18 protein-coding genes are annotated in these 22,148 nt (G+C 64.5%); 11 read left to right on the forward strand and 7 right to left on the reverse strand.

Annotated features, from left to right (window positions below; genetic code table 11):
• Positions 1-8: 8 nt before the first annotated feature.
• Together LOC60_RS14705 and speB are read right to left on the reverse strand one after the other, a co-directional pair.
• Complete coding sequence (locus LOC60_RS14705) at positions 9-1,688, reverse strand: thiamine pyrophosphate-binding protein (RefSeq protein WP_230026378.1); 1,680 nt, start codon at positions 1,686-1,688, stop codon at positions 9-11.
• Entirely contained in the window at positions 1,685-2,653 is a 969-nt protein-coding gene (speB, locus tag LOC60_RS14710; RefSeq protein ID WP_230026379.1) for an agmatinase, read from the reverse strand. Before speB ends, LOC60_RS14705 begins: the two co-directional genes overlap by 4 nt.
• Positions 2,654-2,777: 124 nt before the next feature.
• Between speB and LOC60_RS14715 the strand changes: the two genes are divergently transcribed.
• Positions 2,778-4,472 (forward strand): FAD-dependent monooxygenase, encoded by a 1,695-nt coding sequence (locus LOC60_RS14715; RefSeq protein ID WP_230026380.1) that lies wholly within the window; start codon positions 2,778-2,780, stop codon positions 4,470-4,472.
• Between the two features lie 18 nt (positions 4,473-4,490).
• Here the strand turns inward: LOC60_RS14715 and LOC60_RS14720 are convergent, their stop codons facing one another.
• The 3 genes from LOC60_RS14720 to LOC60_RS14730 are packed head-to-tail and all read right to left on the reverse strand — an operon-like array spanning position 4,491 to position 8,044.
• Positions 4,491-5,066, reverse strand: coding sequence for a helix-turn-helix domain-containing protein (locus LOC60_RS14720; RefSeq protein ID WP_230026381.1), 576 nt, complete (start codon positions 5,064-5,066; stop codon positions 4,491-4,493).
• Between the two features lie 7 nt (positions 5,067-5,073).
• Positions 5,074-6,240, reverse strand: a complete 1,167-nt coding sequence (locus LOC60_RS14725; RefSeq protein WP_230026382.1) for an AI-2E family transporter — start codon at positions 6,238-6,240, stop codon at positions 5,074-5,076.
• 16 nt (positions 6,241-6,256) lie between these two features.
• Positions 6,257-8,044, reverse strand: a complete 1,788-nt coding sequence (locus tag LOC60_RS14730; protein ID WP_331460835.1) for a long-chain-fatty-acid--CoA ligase — start codon at positions 8,042-8,044, stop codon at positions 6,257-6,259.
• Positions 8,045-8,375: 331 nt separating this feature from the next.
• Here LOC60_RS14730 and LOC60_RS14735 point away from each other — a divergent pair, with 331 nt between their 5' ends.
• From LOC60_RS14735 to LOC60_RS14780, 10 genes are all read left to right on the forward strand, one after another.
• Positions 8,376-9,506: a VIT1/CCC1 transporter family protein gene (locus LOC60_RS14735; protein ID WP_230026383.1), complete on the forward strand. Its 1,131-nt coding sequence runs from the start codon at positions 8,376-8,378 to the stop codon at positions 9,504-9,506.
• 156 nt (positions 9,507-9,662) lie between these two features.
• Complete coding sequence (locus LOC60_RS14740; protein WP_230026385.1) at positions 9,663-10,856, forward strand: DUF6507 family protein; 1,194 nt, start codon at positions 9,663-9,665, stop codon at positions 10,854-10,856.
• Positions 10,853-11,410, forward strand: a complete 558-nt coding sequence (locus LOC60_RS14745; protein ID WP_230026386.1) for a hypothetical protein — start codon at positions 10,853-10,855, stop codon at positions 11,408-11,410. Before LOC60_RS14740 ends, LOC60_RS14745 begins: the two co-directional genes overlap by 4 nt.
• An 83-nt stretch (positions 11,411-11,493) precedes the next feature.
• On the forward strand, positions 11,494-11,958 hold the full coding sequence (locus LOC60_RS14750; RefSeq protein WP_230026387.1) for a hypothetical protein: 465 nt from the start codon (positions 11,494-11,496) through the stop codon (positions 11,956-11,958).
• A 23-nt stretch (positions 11,959-11,981) separates the two neighbouring features.
• Positions 11,982-12,617 carry a hypothetical protein gene (locus tag LOC60_RS14755; RefSeq protein ID WP_230026388.1) on the forward strand — a complete coding sequence of 212 codons (636 nt, stop codon included), beginning with the start codon at positions 11,982-11,984 and terminating at the stop codon, positions 12,615-12,617.
• A gap of 589 nt (positions 12,618-13,206) precedes the next feature.
• Positions 13,207-14,958, forward strand: a complete 1,752-nt coding sequence (locus LOC60_RS14760) for a BCCT family transporter (RefSeq protein WP_230026511.1) — start codon at positions 13,207-13,209, stop codon at positions 14,956-14,958.
• A gap of 166 nt (positions 14,959-15,124) precedes the next feature.
• Positions 15,125-15,526, forward strand: coding sequence for a DUF6507 family protein (locus tag LOC60_RS14765; RefSeq protein ID WP_230026389.1), 402 nt, complete (start codon positions 15,125-15,127; stop codon positions 15,524-15,526).
• Positions 15,523-17,289, forward strand: coding sequence for an alpha/beta hydrolase (locus tag LOC60_RS14770; RefSeq protein ID WP_230026391.1), 1,767 nt, complete (start codon positions 15,523-15,525; stop codon positions 17,287-17,289). Before LOC60_RS14765 ends, LOC60_RS14770 begins: the two co-directional genes overlap by 4 nt.
• A gap of 128 nt (positions 17,290-17,417) precedes the next feature.
• On the forward strand, positions 17,418-17,915 hold the full coding sequence (locus LOC60_RS14775; RefSeq protein WP_230026392.1) for a hypothetical protein: 498 nt from the start codon (positions 17,418-17,420) through the stop codon (positions 17,913-17,915).
• A 192-nt stretch (positions 17,916-18,107) separates the two neighbouring features.
• On the forward strand, positions 18,108-19,664 hold the full coding sequence (locus LOC60_RS14780) for an alpha/beta hydrolase family protein (RefSeq protein ID WP_230026393.1): 1,557 nt from the start codon (positions 18,108-18,110) through the stop codon (positions 19,662-19,664).
• Positions 19,665-19,729: 65 nt separating this feature from the next.
• On the opposite strand, the gene LOC60_RS14785 is transcribed toward LOC60_RS14780, so the two are convergent.
• Together LOC60_RS14785 and sucD are read right to left on the reverse strand one after the other, a co-directional pair.
• Positions 19,730-21,139 carry a sugar porter family MFS transporter gene (locus LOC60_RS14785; RefSeq protein WP_230026394.1) on the reverse strand — a complete coding sequence of 470 codons (1,410 nt, stop codon included), beginning with the start codon at positions 21,137-21,139 and terminating at the stop codon, positions 19,730-19,732.
• A 77-nt stretch (positions 21,140-21,216) separates the two neighbouring features.
• Positions 21,217-22,119, reverse strand: a complete 903-nt coding sequence (sucD, locus tag LOC60_RS14790) for a succinate--CoA ligase subunit alpha (protein WP_227905829.1) — start codon at positions 22,117-22,119, stop codon at positions 21,217-21,219.
• Between the last annotated feature and the right edge of the window lie 29 nt (positions 22,120-22,148).

Genomic DNA, 22,148 nt, shown 5'->3' on the forward strand with positions numbered 1-22,148 from the left:
GCGAAGGCCTAGGCCAAATGGGTGGGCGCAAACAGCGCGATGCGGGCCTCGACCACCACCACGTTGGGTCCTTCGGCCGTGAAGGATTCCGCCAAGACGGCGCGGATATCTTCGGGAGCGCAGCGGCGGGCGGGAACCCCGAAGGATTCCGCGAGCTTCACGAAGTCCGGGCGGGCCAGTTCGGTGGCGGTGGCCTTGCCGAAGGCCTCCTCCATGTATTCGCGCAGGATCCCATAGCCGCCGTCGTCGACAATCAGCCAGGTCACCGGAAGGCGATGCTGCCGCGCGGTGGCCAGTTCCGCGATGGAATACATGGCCGAGCCGTCTCCGGACACGGCAAGCACCCGCTCCCCCAGGCCCACCGCCCCGCCAATCGCGCCCGGATAGCCGTAGCCCAGCCCGCCCGCGCCCTGGGCGGAGTGGAACTGGCCGGATTTCGCATCCCAGCAGCTCCAGGCCCAGTAGGCGGAGATGGTCATGTCCCAGTAGGTCTGCATATCGTCCGGGACGGCGGCGCGGATGTCCGCCAAAAACCGGCGTTCCATGCCGAGCCCCTGGGAATCCAGCCGCTCCTGCACCCGGGCCAGGGCGCCGGCGACCAGCTCCTCGGCACTTTCGCCGTGCCAGTCGGGACGGTGGTTTGCCGGCGCAAGGGCGGCGTCCAGGGCATCCAGCGCCTGCCCAGCGTCGGCACGGATGCCCAGCGCAGGACCGTTGGACTCGAGCACCCGGGGTTCGGCGTCGATCTGGATGATCCTGCCGCGGGGCGCCATGGTGAAGTAGTTGGACGTAACTTCGCCCAGCGAGGAGCCGATGACCAGCAGTACGTCGGCGTCCTCGAGCACCTCCGTCATATACCTGTCCTCCATCCAGGACTGCAGGGAGAGCGGATGGTTCCAGGGAAAGGCGCCGTTGCCGCCGGGTGTGCAGATCACCGGGGCATGCAGCTTTTGGGCAATGGAGAGCAGTGCGGCCTCGGCGGCGCTGCGGCGCACCCCGCCGCCGGCAATGACGGCGGGCCGGCGGGCGGCCGCGAGCCAGCGCACCGCTTCCTGAACCAGTTCGCTGCGCGGCGGATTGTCGAACGGCTCCGCGAGCGCATCTTCCACGGCAGGGACCATCACAGGGTTGAGCAGCACGTTCTGCGGAATCTCGATCCAGACCGGTCCCGCGGGCGAGGAAATGGCTTCCGTCCACGCGTCCTGGATAGCGGACGGGATGCCGGAGGCGTGCTGGATCAGCCGCTGGCTCTTGGTGACATTGGCTGCGGAAGCCTTCTGGTCGTCGAGCTGGTGCAGCATTCCCCGGCGCCGGGCGCCGAGGCCCTCGATGGGGATCTGGCTGGCCACCACGATCATCGGCACGCCGGTGGCATAGGCCTCCTGCAGTCCTGCCAGCGAGGTCAGGGCACCTGGACCGGTGGAGAGGAACAGCACCCCTACCTGTCCGGTGGCCCGGGAGAAACCGTCGGCGGCAAACGCGGAGTTGTTTTCCACGCGGGAGGAGATGAATTCCAGCCGTGAGCGGGAGAGTGCATCGAAGAGCCCCAGGGCGTGCTGGCCGGGAATGCCGAACACCTTGCTGGCGCCCAGGGCTTCGAGGGTTTCCACCACCAGGTCTCCGCCGTTGCGGACGGGACCGGAACCGGCATTGGTGCCGGCGTCGGGGACAGCGGGCTCGGTGTTCATGCGGTCAGTCCCATCAGGGTGATCAGGTCATAGGCGACGTGCGAGGCAGCCACTGCGGTGACGTCGGCGTGGTCGTAGGCCGGGGCGACCTCGACGACGTCGGCGCCCACCAGGTTGAGTCCGCGCAGCCCGCGGAGGATTTCCAGCAGTTCACGGCTGGTGAGGCCGCCGGCCTCGGGCGTGCCGGTACCCGGGGCGTGGGCCGGGTCCAGGACATCGATGTCTACGGAGACATACAGCGGCCGGTTGCCGATGCGGTCCCGCAGTTTCGCCACCACCTCGTCCACGCCCTGCCGGAAGACGTCCGGGGAGGTCAGGATGCCGAAGCCGAAGCGGCGGTCATCCTCGAGGTCCTTCCTGCCGTACAAGGGACCGCGGGTTCCCACGTGGGAGATGGCGTCGGTATCCAGGATGCCTTCCTCGACCGCGCGCCGGAACGGGGTGCCGTGCGTGTATTCGGCGCCGAAGTAGGTGTCCCAGGTGTCCAGATGTGCGTCAAAGTGCAGCATGGCCACCGGGGAGCCGGCGCGCTCGGCGGCTGCGCGCAGCAGCGGCAGCGCGATGGTGTGGTCCCCGCCCAGCGTCAGCAGCTTGGTGCCGTGCTCGGTCAGGTCCAGGGCATTCTGCTGGACGGTCTCAATGGCTTCGTTGATGTTGAAGGGATTTACGGCCATGTCCCCGGCATCCGCCACCTGCAGGTTCTCGAACGGCGAGGCGTCCAGCTCCGGGTGATACGGGCGCAGCAGCCTGCTCGCTTCCCGTATGTGGTTGCTGCCGAACCGTGCTCCGGGGCGGTAGGACACTCCGCTGTCGAAGGGCACACCCACCACCGCGACCTCGGCGCGCTCCACCTGGTCCAGGCGGGGCAGCCGAGCGAAAGTGGCCGCCCCGGCGTAGCGCGGGACCTGCGCTGCGTCCACGGGTCCGATGCGGCCATTGGCGTTGACGCGGGGAAGGTTATCCATAGGTGCTGTCTCCGGATCGGGAGGGGCGTCGTCGCCCGGGGGCCGTGCGTTACCTGAGGGTAACCAAAAGTTTACCCAAAAGCTAAAGTGGAACTGCGGTTGGGGTCAAGACTAGGCTGAGAGCATGGCGGCTCACGATAACAGCGAAGACCCGAACTACGACGTCGATGTCCTGATTGTGGGTGCCGGACCTACGGGTCTTGCCCTGGCCGCCCAACTGGCCGCTTTCGGTGCGAGTTTCCGCATCATTGACCGGCGGCAGTCCCCCGGGACCGAATCGCGGGCCATCGCCATCCAGCCGCGCACCTTGGAAGCGCTCCGGCCGTTCGGTGTCAGCGGCGAACTGGTGGCCGCCGGGCGTCCCGCCCGCGAGCTGCACCTCCATCTGCCGGAGGAAACGCTGGAAGTGGACCTGTTCGACACGGGGTTGGAGGATTCAGCCTTCCAGCAGCTGCTGTTCCTGTCCCAGACGGACACCGAACGCATCCTTACCCAGCACCTGCTTTCCCGCCGGGTACGTATCGAGCGCGGCGTGGAGCTGCAGGACCTGGAACGCCTGGATCCCGAGGACCCGTTTGCCGGCATGGAAGCCAAGATCCAGCGGATGGACCGCGGCATCGAGCGCGTCCGTGCCCGCTATGTTGTTGGTGCCGACGGCGCGGAGAGCACGGTCCGCGCCAAGGCGGGCATGGACTGGCGCGGGGGCGCCTACCCCGACACCTTCATCCTGGCCGACGTCGAAATCGACGGTGCGGAAGCGGACGCCGTGCATTCCTACCCCACCGAGGACGGTTTCCTTTTCCTCTTCCCGCTCGGCGGTTCGGCCACCTGGCGGATGATTGCCATCAAGCCGCCGCACCGGCCGGCCACCCTGGAAACACTGCAGGGGCTGGCGGACACCTTTACGCACGGCGCATTGCAGGTGCGGGATCCGAAGTGGATCAGCACCTTCCGCCTTTCGCATCAGATGGCCGAGTTCTTCCAGCGGGGATCGGTGTTCCTGGCCGGCGACGCCGCCCATGTCCACTCCCCCGTTGCCGCCCAGGGCATGAACACCGGCATCCAGGATGCCCTGAATCTGGGCTGGAAACTGGCGCTGGGTGCACGCGGCCTCGCTAGCGATGAACTGATCGACAGCTACGACGCCGAGCGGCGGCCCGTTGGCCAGGAAGTCGTGTCCACGACGGACCGCATCTTCAAGCTGGCCACCAGCCGTAACGGGCTGAAGAAGCTCCCCCGCACCAAGCTCCTGCCCGCACTGGCCCCGAAGGCCATGGGCTGGGACGGACTGCGCTCACGGCTCTTCCGGACCATGGCCCAGCTGAACGTCAACTACCGCGGCAGCAGCATGGTCGACGGCGGGGACTCCCGCCGCCCGGCCCTTCTGGCCCGCGGCCCGCGGCCCGGCGACCGCCTGCCCGATGCCGATGTGTTTTACCAGGACCGGGAACGGCGCCTGCAGGATCTGGTGGCCACGCCCGGCTTCTCCGTCCTGCTCAGCGGACCCGGCTGGCCGCAGGACACACCGCACCAGGTCCGGGCAGCACTGCCGCACCTCACCGGATTGCTGAATATCCAGTACCTGACCGTCGGCAGCAGCCTCATTGCCGATGCTCCCGGGATCATCAAGGACGTCAGCGGGCTGGCCTTCCACCGCCTGGGCTTGAGCGCCCGGCGGCCCGAGCTGCTCATCATCCGTCCCGACGGCTACGTGGGCTACCGGTCAGAGGGCCGGGACATTACCGGTGCGGTTGACTATCTGCAGCGGTTGACCGGCCAGCCGGCCGGCCTGGAGGCGGGCGGAGCCCTGTCAGCCTAGCCGCCCCCGGGCAGCAGCCTAGCTGCCGCCCGGGCTGACGAGGGTCCAGAGCACAATTGCCTCCTCGTCCGAAGGGTTGTGCCATGAATGCGGTTCCCGCCCGGGGAACGTGACCGTGTCCCCCGTGGTGAGTTCAATCCGCTCACTGCCGAGGATGAGTTCGAAGCTGCCCTGGGCAACGTGCAGCACCTCCACCTCGCAGTCCACGGAATAGAGATCGGCTTCGCCGGATCCGCCGGGCGCCACCACCGAGCGGACCACCTGGACGCGCCGTTCGGTCCGGGCTGTGACCAGACGTTCCACAATCCCCTCGCCGCCCAGGCTGATACGCGGGGCATCCGCCCAGCGGGTCACATTGGTTTCCGGCGCGGCGAAGAGGTCGCCGATGGAAATGGACAGCACCTGGCACAAGGTGAGCAGCGAGGCCACCGACGGAGAGGTCAGGTCCCGCTCCACGCGGCTGAGGAACCCCTTGGTGAGGCCGGTGGCCGCGGCCACCTGTTCAATGGTCAGGTGCCGGGCCTGGCGGGCAGAGCGGATCCGCACACCGATGGCCACCGGGGCGTTGGTTGGTTCTACGGGCAGGGCCTTCATGCCGGAGCTACTTTTCCGCAGATTCCATTTCCGGCTGGTCCTTCGGATCCGGGATCTCCTTCGCGTCGAGATCCTCGCCGTCGTCTTCTCCGGTCCAGACCTTGATCACGGCCCAGCCCACGGCCGCGATCGGGACGGCCAGGATGGCGCCGACAATGCCGGCCAGGATGGTTCCGGCGGTCAGGGCAAGCAGGATCACCAGGGCGTGGATGCTCAAAGACTTGCCCATCACCACCGGCTGCAGGAAGTTTCCCTCCAGCTGGTTCACCGCAATGATCACCACAACGACGATCAGGGCAACAACCGGCCCGTTGGCCACCAGCGCGATCAGGGCTGCGAAGACACCGGCTGCGGTGGCGCCGACCAGCGGGATGAACGAGCCGACAAAGACAATCACGGTCAGCGGCAAGGCCAGCGGAACCTGCAGGATGAACAGTGCCGCGCCAATGCACACCGAATCGACCAGCGCCACAATGGCGGTGCCGCGGATGTACCCGCCGAGGACCTCCATCACGCGGAACCCGGAGAGCCGTGCTTTGTCCCGGCGGTCCCCTTCGGGGAACATGCGCAGGAAGAAGGCCCAGATCCGGTCCCCGTCCTTGAGGAAGTAGAACAGCACCACGGCCATCAGCAGGAACCCGGTGGCAAAGGTCGTGGCCGCCGAAATACCGGCAATGGCTCCGCTGCTGACCGTGCTGCTGGTAGCGAAGTCGATGACGGCGTCGCGCGCGGTGGCGAGCATCTCCTGGTCGATCGGGAGCGGGCCGTTAAGTACAAAGTCGTAGAGCTGGTCGAAGCCTGCAACGGCCTGGTCCACCAGGTCGCCCCACTCGCTGCGGATGGCGAACACGATTCCGGTGACCAACCCGCCGAAGATGCCGAGCAGCAGCAGGAAGGACAGTCCTGTTGCCAGGGCGCTGGGCCAGCCCTTCCGGCGCAGCCAGTTTACGAACGGAGCAATTGCCGCACCGAGGATCAGCGCCAGCAGCACGGGGATCACCACCAGCGTGACCTGAAGCAACCCGTAGACGGTGACGGAAACCAGCAGCAGGATCAGCAGGATCTGGGCGGAGCGCTGCCCGGCATGGCCGAGGGCACCGCTCCAGTACCGGCCGGGCCGTGCGTGGTCCGGCTGGGGATCCCGGTCAACCCTGTTCTGGCTTGATGCGCTCATGTTCGCTTCTTCCTGGTCACGGCTTGGTCTGGAGGTCGGTGGGGGAATTCGTTTCTGCGGTGTCGGCGGCGGGCACGGAACCGGCGTCGTCGTTCTGCAGGCTGTCACGGACGTGCCGGCGCAGGACCTTGCCGATCAGGGACTTGGGCAGCTCCTGGATCTCCACGATCCGGCGGGGCACCTTATAGGCTGCCAGCTCCTTGCGCACGAATGCCCGCAGTTCCTCGGCGTTGAAGCGGGAACCTGCCTTGGGCACCACCGCTGCCACCACTTCCTCACCGCCGCCGGAACTGAGCAGGCCGACGACGGCGACGTCGTCAACGGATTCGTGGCGCTTCAGGGCGTTTTCCACTTCCGAGGGGGACACATTGAAGCCGCCGGTAATGATCAGCTCCTTGATCCGGTCCACGATGGTAACAAAGTGGTCCTCGTCCACGGTGACAATGTCCCCGGTACGGAACCAGCCGCCGTCGAGCAGTACCGCCTCGGTTTCCCGGGGCTTGTTCCAGTAGCCGGCAAAGACCTGCGGGCCCCTGATCAGCAGTTCACCCCGGTGGCCCTGGGGCACGTCGACCGAGGGATGCTCGGGGTCCACCACCCGGATGTCGGTGAGCGGGAAGGGAACGCCCACCGTTCCCGGTTTCCGCGACTTGGCGAACGGGTTGCCCAGCGCGATAGGAGACGTTTCAGTCAGGCCGTAGCCCTCGATCAGGAGTCCCCCGGTGGCCTCTTCCCAGATTTCGACCGTCCGAGGCGGGAGGTTCATGGCACCGGAAATGGCGGAACGGACACCTTTGAGGGAAATATTCTGTTCCTTGGCGCCCTCTGCCAACCGCTCGTAAATCGGCGGCACCGCGGGAAGGAAGGTGGCCGGGGTCTTTTTCATGGCCTTGAGGGTCATATCGACGTCGAACTTGGGGAACAGCACCACCCGGGCACCCAGGCTCATGGCTGTGGTAAGGCACAGGGTCAGTCCGTACGCATGGAACATGGGCAGGACGGCGTAGAAGGTTTCATTGCCGGGCTTCAGCCCGGGAACCCACGCCCGTCCCTGTGCCGCATTGGCCACGAGGTTGGCGTGCGTCAGCATTGCACCCTTGGGGTCTGCGGTGGTTCCGCTGGTGTACTGGATCGCTGCCAGATCCGTCGGCTCCGGGCGCGGATGGCGTTTGCGCAGCGGGCGGTTGTCCAGCAGTTCCCGCCAGCCGACCACTCGCCGCGGCCCACGGGGCGGACGCTTGGAAGGGGAAAGGGCGGCCCGCGCCTCGCGGAGGGCTGGAACGGGGAGCTTCAACGCCAGCCGGTTGATCAGCGGCATGGCCGGGATAAGTTCCACCGAGACGATGCTGCGCACCGGAATATCTGCCGGCAGCTTCTGGATGTTCTCTACAACCTTGTCCCAGACGACAGCCACGGTGGCGCCGTGATCCTCGAACTGGTGCCGCAGTTCGCGGTCCGTATAGAGCGGGTTGTGTTCCACCACTACTGCGCCCAGCCGAAGTACCGCGTAGAACGCGACCACGTGCTGCGGTGAGTTGGGCAGCACCAGGGCCACCCTGTCTCCCTTGCGCACGCCGAGCTTCATCAGCCCCGTCGCAGCACGACGGATCTGGTCACCCAGTTCCTCATAGGACGTGGTGGCACCAAAGAACTGCAGGGCGGTCTTGGACCGGTATTTGCGGACCGAAGTCTCCACCACGTCAACGAGGGATTCATCCGGGAGGGTGAAGCCTTCCAGGACTCCCTCGCTGTAGTGGCGCGTCCAAGGCCGGGCAGGATCCGTAAGAGGGAAGTTTTTGCTCACAATCCGACTGTAGCGCCTGCCCGTCACGGACAAGAAGTCAGGGTGCTTAGGGGCGAAACCGGGCTCGGGCGTATCCCGGAGTTCCGTCCGGCCCGGACGGCGGATTCGACTACACTTGGACACGCGAAGGGGAGTAGCTCCGGTGCGGACTTGATGGGTCTTCCCAGATGGTTCATTTTCCGCCGAGGCCTGTCGACATACTGGACGCCGCGGCGTCCCGGCAGTCCACCCGCCGGCACCTGCCGCGGGCGAGCGAGACCTTCGGTCAGAAGAGTTGTCTTTAACTTTGAAACTGACCGGATCCCCGTTTCCGGTCCCTGTCAGGAGCACCGTGAATTCCCAATCCCCGCCGGATCCCGCCTTCGGCGATTCCAGCGTTCCTTCCAACGCGGATAAAAAGCGCTGGCGGCAATATCTGGCCGATGAGCAGGCCGAGGCAGCAACCTACCGGTACCTGGCGGAACGCCGGGACGGTGAGGAACGCGACATCCTGCTGGCGCTGGCCGAGGCCGAGGGGCGCCATGAAGAGCACTGGCGCACGCTATTGGGCGACGACGCCGGGCGCAGGGCACGCGCGTCCTTCCGCAACCGCGTCCTCGGCCTGCTGGCCCGCCGCTTCGGCTCGGTGTTCGTGCTGGCCCTGGCACAGCGTGCCGAGGGCCGCTCCCCCTATGCGCAGGATCCCAATGCGACCAGTGCGATGGCCGCCGATGAACAGATTCACGAGGAGGTGATCCGCGGGCTGGCCACCCGGGGACGGACCCGGTTGTCCGGGAACTTCCGGGCGGCGGTGTTCGGCGCGAATGACGGCCTGGTCAGCAACCTTGCCCTCATCATGGGCATCGGCGCCACCGGGGTGTCCAGTACGTTCATCCTCATCAGTGGTCTGGCCGGCCTGCTTGCGGGGGCGTTGTCCATGGGGGCGGGTGAGTACGTCTCGGTCCGGTCCCAGCGTGAACTCCTGGAGGCCTCCCGGCCCACCCAGATCACGCTGTCGGCCGCGAAGTCGCTGGACATCGACGCCAACGAGCTGGTGCTGGTGTACCGGGCACGCGGTATGACCAAGGAGGCAGCCGAACACCGTGCAGCGGAACGGATGGGACTCTACAGCTGCGACTGCGATCCGAGTTTCTCCCTCAACCCCGAGGCCGACGCCGAAGAAAAACGCGACGAGCACGAGTCCGTCGGGACGGGGCTGGGTGCTGCTGCTTCCAGCTTCTGCTTCTTCGCATCCGGTGCAGTTGTTCCGGTACTCCCCTACCTGTTCGGACTCACCGGGATGGCCGCCGTCGTCCTCTCCTGCGTCCTGGTGAGCCTGGCGCTGCTGATGACCGGCGCCGTTGTCGGCCTGCTCTCGGGCGCCTCGCCCCTGAAACGGGCACTGCGGCAGCTGGCAATTGGCCTGGGTGCAGCCGCCGCCACGTATCTGCTGGGCATGGTCTTCGGGACAACCGCGTTGTAGGGCGGGGAGCATGGGTAGTTCTCCCCATGTACGGATTCCTCTCGGCGGGTTATGTTCTTCCTGACATTCAGGGGGAACTGTCATAGAGCGGCTCTCCCGCCGCCTCGGGACTGCAGGGGGCAATCTGCCGTTCGGGGCCCGTACAAGGGGGAGAACATGAGCGCCTATGACATAGACGCTGCAGCAGCAGGCGGGATCATCAGTGAGACCGAAGCACTACTGCAGCCAAACGAAAATGTCCCCGCCGAGATGCAGAACTACATCGGCGCTGTTGAAGCGGCGCTCGGAGACAGCCGGGCGCTGGCCTCGTTCTCGCACTACGCCAGGGAAATGCTCCTGCCGGATATTAACGCTTTGGCGACCAGATCGGCGAACGCCATCCTGGCCACGCGGCGGGCCCTGAGCGAATATGCCGCCGGTGATTATGAGATGGTTGCCACCGCCCAGCAGGCCGCTGCGAGCCTCGGCATTCTGACACCCCCGCCGGAGGCCGGGCCGGCGGCACCTGTCAGCCCTGCCGAGCCGTTGCCTGATTCGGCTCCTGCGGCCCATATACCGGCCCCGGCTCCGGCAGTTGCTGCTCCCGTTCCCCTCCCGCAGGTCTCGCCCGCACCGGGTGTGATCGTCCCTGGAAATACCGATAGCCAGCCGGGAGTCGAAGCGGGTGACAAGCCGAAGGACCGGCCGCCGGTGCTCAGGAACCTGATGCTGAAGATCCCGGAAGGCCACCTCCGGGACATCTTTGAGCGGCGCCTCCAAGACCCGCCGCCCGTGCTCAGGGACCTGATGCTCAGGATCCCCAAAGCCGAGCTGCTTCCGCTGCCCGGCCGCCGGTTTATCCCGGACCCGCCCGTGTTCGATCGGTGGTGGATGCCTGTCCCCGAAGACAATCTCCGGGACCACTGGGACCGGCATGTCCCGGACCGGCCCGTGGCCACGCCGCTGCCGGGGATTGCCACTATCGAGCCGCCGCGGCTAATGACCCCGGTTCCGGACATCGGATTCACCAACACGCACATTGAACCACCGCAGGTAGGGATCCCGATCCCTGAGACCGGCAATCCGGAACGTGGAATCACGCCGCAGCCTGAGATTGTCCCGGGACCCGGGGTCGGCACCCTTATTCCAGGGGAACCGGCTCCGGGCCAGGGGCCTGATGCCCGAGGCGTGCCTGCGCTCCCCAACCCGGACTTGCCGGTCACCTTGCCTCCAAGCGGAGGGGCCACTCCCGGACCTGCACCGGTCGTAAATGAAGAAATTCCGTTAGTCGAACTATTTTCCCGCGCCGACGAGGTATCCACCGAATCAGCTCCCAGCCCGGCTCCCCGGGGAAGGTGGGGTTTGACATGAGCATTGCAGTCGATCTGAGCGGCACCGATAATCTCCCCGACACCACCGAAATCCCCAGCGTCGCCCGTGATCTGGGGGCACTAATTGCCCAGATGACCAACGCCTATGGCGCCGCCCAGATGAAATGGTGGTCCCTTACGGATTACTATCGTGCGCCGGAACAGACGCTCGTTTACACCGCCATGGATGAGCCTCGGAATGCCAGCGCGGAGATCGCCGATGGGGTTGGGTCGTCGGTCAGTGCCCTCGAAGCCTTCGCGGAAGCAGTTGAGACAATCAAGCTAAAGAGGGCTGCACTCCAGGCAGACATTCTCCAGGCCCAACAGGCGGATGCCTCGGAAGACGCCAAGCGGAGCGAGGACCTCACACCCCATCCCCTGGGCGAACTCTTTGACTTGGGTGAGGACCTGGTGATTCAACTGCGTCTTCAGCAGCGGGCGGATGCACTCGCGGAGGAACTGCGTGTAGCTGAAGACGCATGCATTCGGACCCACTCAGCAATGTTCACCAGGAACACGCGGGATGTGGTTTCTGTCTACAGCGAGGATCAATGAAGATTGCCCTAGCGGGTTTGCTGTTGCTCAGCGTAGCCCTCCCGGGCTGCGCCGCACCGCTTGGTCCCCAACGGGAGGGCGATATGGACACCCAAACGGAAAACCAATCCCAGCCCGCCTCCGTAATGTTCCAAAGAATGATGAGCCTCAGCGACGAGACCGCGAGGCTCCACGGTGGACCGTGGACGCACGGCAATGAAGAAGCCACGCCTTGGAACGTCAACGAAACCGCAGGATATATCAGCGAACGCTGCCCCGGATCAAAGGATTTTTTCCGGTACGCCAACACGCTGTACGGTCCGGCCGTTGAGGACCCGGAGGCCGCGGTGGAGAAGTACGTAGCCCACTTCGGGCAGCAGGGATTCACCGAAGACAACAGGTTTGATGCAGAGGTGGCGGAGAAATTCGGCTCCGGCTGGTACATCATCGTTTCCGTCCAGGACGCCGAGGGAACCAAGCTGATTTATCAGGCCGGCACCCACCTCAGCAGCGTGACGGTGGAAGGAGCCTGCTCCGACGATCCGACGATGGACATCCGCACCACCTAAGTAGTGAATATGGCAGGGGGGCCATGAAACGTACAAACGCCCATATGGGTTTGTTTGCAGAGAAGCACGCAGTCAAAATAACGGTTCGACGAGCCGCCGCCCTTCTTGCAGCGACCCTCTGCCTCACCCTGACCGGCTGCATGATGCCTTTGGGCGGAGAGGACACCATGAAGAGTGAACACAGCGAAACCGTGGACCAATCCAGGCCCGCCTCGGAGCTGCTAGCCAGAATGCTGGAGCTGAGCGACGAAACCACCAAGGTCCACGGTGGACAGTGGACCTATTCCAATGATGCACGTTCCGCTTGGGACGGTACGAAAACGAGCGGGTATATCGCAGATACCTGCACGAGGCTGAAGCCCGGCAGCGGCGAGAATCGCGCGTACCGCTACAGTTCGATGATCATGGGCCCCGCGGTGGAAGACCCGGAAGCCGCCATGGAGAAGTATGTCTCCCATTTCGAACAGCAGGGGTTCACCGAAACCAACCGCTACGATTCCCCAGTGCCCAAGTCCCTGGGACCTGGGTACTACATCATGGTTACCCTCCAGGACGACGAGGGAAGCACATTGGTTTACCAGGCCGGCACCCATCTCAGCAGCCTGAGCTATGAAGGACCATGTTCTTACGATCCCGAGATGGAATTCCGGACTACCTAGGACGACCACCACCTGAGGATGCCGCGGATAACGGGTTGATTTACCAGACAGGCAACCACCTCAGCAGCCTGTCCTACGAGGGTCCGTGTTCCGAGGATCCCAACATGCGGGTGCCAACAACCTAACGGTCTCGGGGATCCCCAGCGCCCCATGCTCAGCGATGCCGTGAGGCCCGGGGCCGGCGGACAAGGGCCGGCCCCGGGCTCCTGTCCAATTTGACTTGACCTGCCGCGGGACGCGAGTCTGGAACTAACACACTTGCGAATTATGTAAAGGGACGCAGAAGCTAGGCAGCGTTACTTTATAGATTCCGGCGGGCCGTAAACCAGTCCGTTGCACGCTCAAATAAAGAGTGACTGCCATTCTGCCTGCCCGGGTCCTCGAAGGAGGGCTCGGGCCCTTTTGCGCTTACATGCTGACATAAGGAAGGCCTATGGCTACCACAGAAGGTCCACCGCGCGACGCCGGGAGGCATGCGGCTGATCCCGTCGCCCCGGTTCCCGCCACTACCCACACTTCCGTTACAGCGGAAGATCCCGCCACGTCATCAGTGCCCATCGTGGAGCAGGAGCACGAACTCGTCCAGCAGATGCTCGAGGGGCAGCGCGAGCAGGAAGCGGCGCTCAACCGCGGTGTACCTGCGAAGCTCGACAAAGTGATCTTCGCCGTCACCGGCGTCCTTGCACTCGCCTTCATTGCCTGGGGCTTCTTCGGGACCGAAAGTCTCTCCTCCGCCTCCACCACGGCACTGGACTGGGTCATCACTAACACTGGCTGGTTCTTTGTGCTCCTTGCCTCGTTCCTCGTGGTCTACGTGATCTGGCTGGCTGTGGGACGCTACGGCAGGATTCCCCTGGGCCAGGACGGCGAGGAACCGCAGTTCAAGACGATCTCCTGGATCTCCATGATGTTCGCCGCCGGCATGGGCATCGGCCTGATGTTCTACGGCGCGGCCGAGCCCCTGTTCTACTACATCTCGCCTCCCCCCGGCACCGTTGACGGCCAGACGCCGGAAGCGCTGCAGACCGCCATGGGTACGTCACTGTTCCACTGGGGGCTGCATCCGTGGGCCATGTACGCCGTTGTCGGCATCGCCATGGCCTACGGCACCTACCGCCTCGGCCGCCGTCAGCTGATTTCCTCGGCCTTCACCTCACTCTTCGGCGTGAAGCGGGTAGAGGGACCGCTGGGCAAGGTGCTGAACATCTTCGCCATCTTCGCGACCCTCTTCGGTACCGCCGCTTCGCTGGGCCTCGGCGCCCTGCAGATCGGCAGCGGCCTGCAGTCGGTCGGGTTCCTGGGAACCGCAGGAACCACCGTCCTGGTTGCGATCATGGCGATCCTCACCGGCTGCTTCGTGGCGTCCGCCGTTTCCGGCATTTCCCGCGGTATCCAGTGGCTGTCCAACATCAACATGGTCCTCGCGCTGGTGCTGGCCGCCATCGTGTTTGTTGTGGGGCCGACCCTCTTTATCCTCAACGTCATTCCGGCGGCCATCGGTGACTACGCCGCTAACCTGGCTCAGATGGCGTCCCGCACTGAGGTATCAGGCGACGAATCCATGCGCGCCTGGCTCTCCAGCTGGACCATCTTCTACTGGGCCTGGTGGCTGTCCTGGACGCCGTTTGTCGGTATGTTCATTGCCCGCATCAGCCGCGGCCGCACCATCCGCCAGTTCGTCACCGGCGTGCTGGTGGTTCCTTTCGTTGTCAGCGTGGTCTGGTTCTCCATCTTCGGCGGCGCAGCGATCGGTACGCAGCGGGAAGCGGCAGCCAACGGCACACCGGGACTCACCACGATGGTCGACGGCGAGCCCACCATTGATTTCGACGGCTCGCTGTTCGATCTGATTGCAGCCCTCCCCATGCCGAACCTCCTAGCCGCAGCGGTGGGCATCCTCGCCATGGTCCTGGTGGCGATCTTCTTCGTCACCGGAGCGGATTCGGCCTCCATCATCATGGCGTCCCTGAGCTCCAACGGGGCCGAGCACCCGTCCCGCGGCGTCGTGATCTTCTGGGGTGTCCTCACCGGCGCCGTGGCGGCTGTGATGCTGCTGGCCGGCGGCGATGACCCTGCCGAGGCGCTCGACGGCCTGCAACGGATCACCATTGTGGCCGCGCTGCCCTTCGCCGTGGTTATGCTGCTGATGACCATCGCCCTCGCCAAGGACCTGGCCAAGGACCCGCTCTCGCTGCGGCGCCGGCTCGCCGTTTCCGTGGTGGACCGGGCCATACAGTCCGGCGTGGAGGAACACGGTTCCTCCTTCGATCTGCACACCACGGAGCACGACGACGGCCCGGAAACCCCGGCACGGGTAAACGCCGTGCCGGAACGCAAATAACCCGTCGGCACGAATACAGGCAGTCCTTTAAAAGGTCCCGAACCTAATACAGGAAGTCCCCCACACGAAATCCGTGTCGGGGACTTCCTGCATTTTTCTGTGTTTCATTTTTCGTGGCTTCGGCATGGGCAGAACTACCCATGTTCTTCCATGCATCGGTACTTGTATGCTCCTCAATATCATTTCGAGTTCGGGGGGGGAAATCATGAGGGTGGATATTCAGGTGTCGGAGGTACGCCGCCTACTCAGCGATATCGGAGCGGATCTGGAAGACCTCGAGGAGAGCCGGACGGACTTAGCGGACGCTGCCGTGAGACTACAGGAAGCTGTCACCGGCTGCGCAGGGCTGGATACCGAGGTATCGCGGGTTCATGAGGATATATTCCGGGCGGATACAACCGACATCATGATTCGCTGCAACAATGCGGTCCAGGGCACCGCGCAAGCAGTTTCCGAATACCTGGCGGGCGATGAAGAAATGTTCCAGAACGCCCAGCACGCGGCGGCATCCGGCGAATACTGGACACCGCCCCAGCACGGAATCCGCCAGTCCAAGGCAGTGGCATGAAAATCGATTTTGGCGTTGACACGTCCAAGCTGCGAGACCTTCCTGCAGCGGAACCAATCCAGGCAGCTGCCGCAGACATGCTCGCTTCCGCGATCGGCTTCCGGGAATCCATCTCATCTATTCGTAATAAATGGTCTGCTATGGACACTCTCTACGCAGCTCCGGAGCGAGACCAAGTGCTGAAGGCGTTGGACAAACCCTCCGAGAACGCAGAAAGCCATTTGGAGAATGTGTCCTCCGCAGTCAACGCCCTCAATGATTTCGCTGCCGAACTGGCGGAGGTCAAGGCCGCCAGGGAAGACCTCGAGGCGCGGATCAGGGACGAAGAGTTTCGCATCCAGCCCATCGCCGAAGAGATGGGAAACGATGACGGCGACTGGGACGGCGCGCATGCCCTGGTTGACCGGGCCGCAATCCCCTACCTGAACGAGGCCGCAGAGCTCGAAGACCGCTACGAGCGTGCGCGTGCAGCTTGCGAGTCCGTCCTTCGGGAAACCTCCCGGGCGTCCTCACATGTGGTCTCTGCCTATGACGCACCACAGATGGATCTGGAAACGGATGCGGCCGAGGATCTGGCCTCATCCTTCGCTGCCGCCACTAAGGCGGATGCATCTGCGGAGGATATTGCCGCGTTCTACCGTCTACTCGGTGAAATGGGGCCTGCCCAGATGGAGGCCTTTGTGGCTGCGGTGCCCGCGGCCGCATTGTTCGTTAAAGGTATGGGTGCCTATGCGGAAGCCTCATTCTGGAAGTCACTCACACCAGCTCAACGCGCCGGACTGGAAACGTCCATGCCCGGCCTGTTGGGCAACTTGGAGGGTGCGCCGTACGGGACCAGAAGTAGGGCCAACCGCGAGGTTTTGGACCAGGTGATTTCCTCTCCCGGAGGTTATACGGACGAACAGTTTGATGCTTTTCTGGCGATTCGGGATTCCCTGTACCGGGTCGGCCCCGAGCCGAGGGGCCTTATCGCGTTTGACCCGACACTCGAACACCCCACTGCGGCCGTCTCCATTGGTTTTCTCGACGAGGCGGCGAATGCCACCTACCTTGTCCCCGGCATGGACAGTTACTCCACCAATATGGGGGATCTGGTCGACAACGCACTGCTTCTGGCGCGCGAGCAGAAAGCGTCCACGGGCAGCAATCAGGCCGTCGTAGCCTATATGGGTTACGAAACGCCGGGCGTGACCGAAGTGTTGAGCGATGCCCATGCCGATGCAGGCTCGAAGGGGCTCGCAGATGCCTTGGACGGTGTCTACCTGACCCGTACGGCAGGAGGCCTTCCAGCTCCTGATGTGAACGTCGTGGCGCACTCCTACGGGACCACCCTGACCACCAAGGCCCTCGGCCAAACCCTCTATCCGGTAACGTCTGCGGTATATCTCGGATCAGCGGGCGTAGACGAGTTCGTTACCGCTGAACATCTCAATGTTGACCGTGGTGCGGATGGGCGGCGGGATGTCTATGTGACCACAGCCGATGGGGACGGACTCGCCGGCACGGGCATTTGGGGGACCGAAGTTGTATCCAACTTCACTTCCCGTGAGAACCTCCGCATCGACCCTACGGATGAGACCTGGGGCGGGAAAGGCTTCAGCTCGGAGGGCCTCACCACCGCCGATGGCAAGGAGTTGGAGAAGAAAACTGACAAACACGATCTCGTCGAGTACCTCAAAGTGGATTCCAGCAGCCTCCGCGGTATCGTCATGGCAACCACAGGCGAAGGAAAGCAACTCATGGAAGGGAGCGTCGGAAAGTGAACCATGGTGAATTCCGGCGCCCAGACCACCGCTCCCGATCCGTGAATTCCGCAAGGCTTCTCGGAATAGGATTTCTGCTAGTCCTATCCCCAGCCGTAACCACAGCCTGCACCGAAAGGACTGATCAGATGGAACCCCAATCCGACAGCGTCTCGGCGGGAATGCCGGACACCCACCGGACGTCCCGGGAGATCTACGACGAGTTCCTGGCGTCTTCGGACGCAGCAATCCGGGCCACCGGGGCCGAAGGCTGGAAGCTAGGTGACGACACACCTTGGTCCCTCGAAGATGATCAGGTGCTCTATCCCGGCCCCTGCGAGGGTGCTGATGCCAGTACGGGTCCGTGGCACATGGAGCAGCACGTCTTTGGCCCCCCTCCCCAGGACCCTGAAGGAGCCCGTGAGCAGATGCGGGCGTATTTCGAGAGCAGGGGCATGACCATCACTGCTGAGTTCCAGCCGGAACCGGGTGACCCGCCGCAGGCAACTTGGACGGTCACCGCTGAGACCGACAATGGCAGCCGGACCAAGTACTGGTCCAATTCCCTTCAGCAGTCGCTCCTGTTCACCAGTGAGTGCTCCAGCGATCCGTCCATGTACAACGAGGTCTCCCAGACCGCTCCCTGAGGCGGCCCGGCCGGTATCGCGGCCGCCAGACCGGTAGCCGTGAAACCGTTCTGGTGCAAGAGGTAACCGCGAAACTCGTCCTCCGGTGTCCGGATTTACCAGGTTCCTTGCGCCCCCGCGCTCCTCCTCATAGTCTGCGATAAGTTACCGAACGGTAACCACCCGTACCTTCTCGCAGACAATGAGGTCACTATGAGGAAACATCTGGGCATTCTGGCGGTGTCCGCCGCACTTCTGGGCTCGTCACTGTCCGCCGCTCCCGCCGTCGCTGCACCGGCGGCACCGGCCGCACCCGCACCCGCCATCCGCACCGACGTCGTCATCACCAGCTTCGACGGCACCCCCATCCACACGAACTTCTTCCCGGCGACCGGCCTTGCCGCCGGACAAAAGGCACCCACCGTGATGGTGGGGCCCGGGTTCGGGCTGCCCGGCGGGCGTATCCCGCTGTCTTCCACCAGTACGCTGATCGGCTCCATCGGCATCGCGCCCCTGCGGGACGCGGGTTACAACGTGGTGACCTGGGATCCGCGCGGCTTCGGACTCAGCGGCGGCGAAGCCTATGTCAACAACCCTGCCTACGAAGGCCGGGACGGCTCCGCGATCATCGACTACATCGCGGCCCAGCCCGAAGCCAGCCTGGATTCCCCCGGCGACCCCGTCCTCGGCATGGCAGGTGCGTCCTACGGCGGCGGCATCCAGTTTGTCCTCGCCTCACAGGACCAGCGCGTGGACGCCATCACCCCCACCATCGCCTGGAATGACCTGACCACCAGCCTGTACAAGGCCGGCTCGTTCAAGACCGGCTGGGGTGCCCTGCTCTGCGCTGAAGGGACGGCGCTGGGACAGCTGGGCTCCCTCGTGGGCAACCAAGGTGCCCTCGCGGCTCCGGTCCGCAAGGCATGCCAGGAAGGCCTGACCTACCCGAACCAGCTCAGCGCCGAGTCCATCGCCTACTTTGAATCGCTGACCCCGGACACCCTGTTCACCTCGATCACGGCTCCCACCCTGATCATCCAGGGCACGGCCGATACGCTCTTCACCCTGGATGAGGCCCGACGCAACTATGACCTCATCCGCAGCACGGGCACGCCTACCAAGATGCTGCAGTTCTGCGGCGGACACGGGTTGTGCAACTCCACTGCCGGACCGGACCGGATCACCCCCGCCGTGCTGAACTGGTTTGCCCGCTATCTGCGGAACGAGCCGGTGGATACCGGAGCGGCGTTCCAGTTCATCGACCAGGCCGGCGTGACCCGGGGAGCGCCGGGCTACCCGCAGGCCACGGGGGCACTGTCCGGCGCAGGAAAGGGTTCAATCATCCTCTCCCCCGCCGCCGTCAGCGGGGCCGTTGTTGCGGCCGCCGTCGCGCCGGTGGCCGTCAACGTCCCCATCAGCGCACCCACGGTGACGACGTCGGTTTTCGGGGCTCCACAGCTGACGCTGACCTACCGCGGCTCTGCCCGGCAGGTCAACACCCACGTCTTTGCCCAGATCATTGACCGGTCCCGGTCCTCCCTGGTGCTGGGCAACCAGGTCACACCGATTCCGCTGATCCTGGACGGGAAGGAACACACCCTGACCGTCCCCCTGGAAGAGGTTTCCTACACCGCCGGTCCCAATACCCGGCTCGTCCTGCAGATCACGCCCGCCACCTCCGTCTATGCACTGCCGAAGGCGACGGCGCTGACCAGCTTCACCGCGTCCGTCACGGTTCCAACCGTGGCCGCCTACCCTGCGATCCCCTAGCGCCGAATAACGACGAAGGGAACCAGCCGCCGGCTGGTTCCCTTCGTCGTGTGTGCCCCCGGCGCTTACTTCGTACCGACTGCCCGGAGCTGTTCTTCCACCTGTTCCAGGCTCTGCCCGCGGGTCTCCGGGACGAAGCGGCGGACAAATACCAGCGCCAGCACCCCAAGTACCACGAAGATGAAGAACGTCTTCGAAATGCCGATGGCATCCATCAGGATCGGGAAGGAGAAGCCAACGGCGAAGTTGGTCATCCACTGCACGAAGACGGACAGACCGATACCGAGGCCTCGGACCTTCAGCGGGAAGATTTCCGAGAGCATCAGCCAGGTCACCGGCGAAACGGCGCCCTGCTGGAAGGCCAGGAACGTCACCGTCAGGGCCAGGATGAGGTATCCGCGGGCACTGCCTTCGGTGACGAAGATGGAGACCAGTCCGATCAGCAGCAGCGAAGACCCGGTACCGATCAGCCCGGTCATCAGCATCTGCCGGCGGCGCACGCGGCCCAGCAGCCAGATGCCGAAGATTGCCGCTGCCACGGACACCACGCCGTTGGCAATGTTGGCGGTGAGCGCCGCCTCGGTACCAAAACCGGCGTCGGCCAGGATCTGCGTGCCGTAGTACATGATGGCGTTGACGCCGGTGATCTGCTGGACGATCGACAGGCCCATACCGATCAGCAGCACCCGCAGCAGCCAGGGTTCGGCAAAGTCGCGCAGCGTGCCTGCCTGCGCCGATTCCTTTTCCGCCAGGCCGCGCACTTCGCTGTGTTCGGCCAGCGCGTCTTCCTCGCTGCGGATCCGGCGGAGAGCCGCGAGGGTTTCGGCAAAGCGCCCCTTGGAGGCGAGCCAGCGCGGGCTTTCGGGAACAAACGCGATCCCGATCCACAGGGCAATGGCAGGCAGGGTGGCGACCACCAGCATCCAGCGCCAGATCCCCTGGTCTTCGCCCCAGATGTTGCCGATCACCGCGTTGGCAACAAAGGCGACCAGCTGGCCCGTGACAATCATGAGCTGGTCGCGGGTAACCATCTGGCCGCGGCGTTCCGCCGGCGCCAGCTCGGCCAGGAAAAGGGGGACCAGCGCCGAGGCGCCGCCCACGGCCAGACCGAGCACAATCCGGGACAGCACCATCACGGCGATCGTCGGTGCCAGGGAGGTGCCGAGGGTACCAATCAGGAAGACGACGGCGAGACCCATCAGGATCCGGCGCCGGCCGAACCGATCGGTCAGCTTCCCCGAAATAGCCCCGCCGAACGCCGCACCAAAGAGCAGGCTGGAGGTGATCAGGCCTTCGGTGAAGGGGGTCAGGCCGAGATCGTCATCCATGTAGGGCAGGGCGCCGTTGATGACGCCCGTGTCATAGCCAAACAGGAAGCCGCCAAGGGTGACGATCCAGGAAGCACGGCGCAGTGCCCGTTTGTGCGGGGAGGCTTTCGGGGCCCGGACAGTGCCGGCTGAAACTGAGGTGGACATTTGCGACTTTCTTGGCTGGGACGCACAAAACCCCCGTCCACCGGAGAAATCCGTTGGACGGGGGCGTGCAGTACGAACTAGAGGGCTGCGTAGACTTCGCGCAGCAGCGTGGCGGTCTCGGACGGCGTCTTGCCGACCTTGACGCCCGCAGCCTCGAGGGCTTCCTTCTTGGCCTGTGCCGTTCCGGCGGAACCGGAAACAATGGCACCGGCATGGCCCATGGTCTTGCCTTCGGGAGCGGTGAAGCCGGCCACATAGCCGACAACCGGCTTGGTGACGTTGGCCTTGATGAACTCTGCGGCGCGCTCTTCGGCGTCGCCGCCGATTTCGCCGATCATCACGATGGCCTTGGTTTCGGGATCCGCTTCAAAGGCAGCAAGGGCATCGATGTGGGTGGTGCCGATGACCGGGTCGCCGCCGATGCCGATGGCGGTGGAGAAGCCAAGGTCACGCAGCTCGTACATCATCTGGTAGGTCAGGGTGCCGGACTTGGAGACCAGGCCGATCGGACCCTTGCCGGTGATGTTGGCGGGCGTGATGCCTACCAGCGCCTCACCGGGGGTGATGATGCCGGGGCAGTTCGGGCCGATGATACGGGTGACCTGGTTGCCGTCGGCGTCCACCTTGGACTGAGCGTGGGCCCAGAACTCGGCGGAATCCTGTACCGGAACACCTTCGGTGATGACAACGACAAGGCCGATGCCGGCGTCGATCGCTTCCATTACGGCGTCCTTGGTGAAGGCCGGCGGCACGAAGACGATGGAGACATCGGCGTCGGTCTTGTCGATGGCCTCGGCAACGGTGCCGAAGACGGGCAGTTCAACGTCGCCGTGCGTGACGGTGGTGCCTGCCTTGCGGGCGTTCACACCGCCGACAACCTGGGTGCCGGCCTTGAGCATCAGGGCGGTGTGCTTGGTGCCTTCGCCGCCGGTGATGCCCTGAACGATGACCTTGGAGTCCTTGTTCAAGTAGATAGACATAGGTGAGTTCTCTCTTCTAGGTTTCGACA

The sequence above is a fragment of the Arthrobacter sp. zg-Y769 genome, from assembly GCF_020907405.1.
In the GTDB taxonomy this organism is placed as follows: domain Bacteria; phylum Actinomycetota; class Actinomycetes; order Actinomycetales; family Micrococcaceae; genus Arthrobacter_B.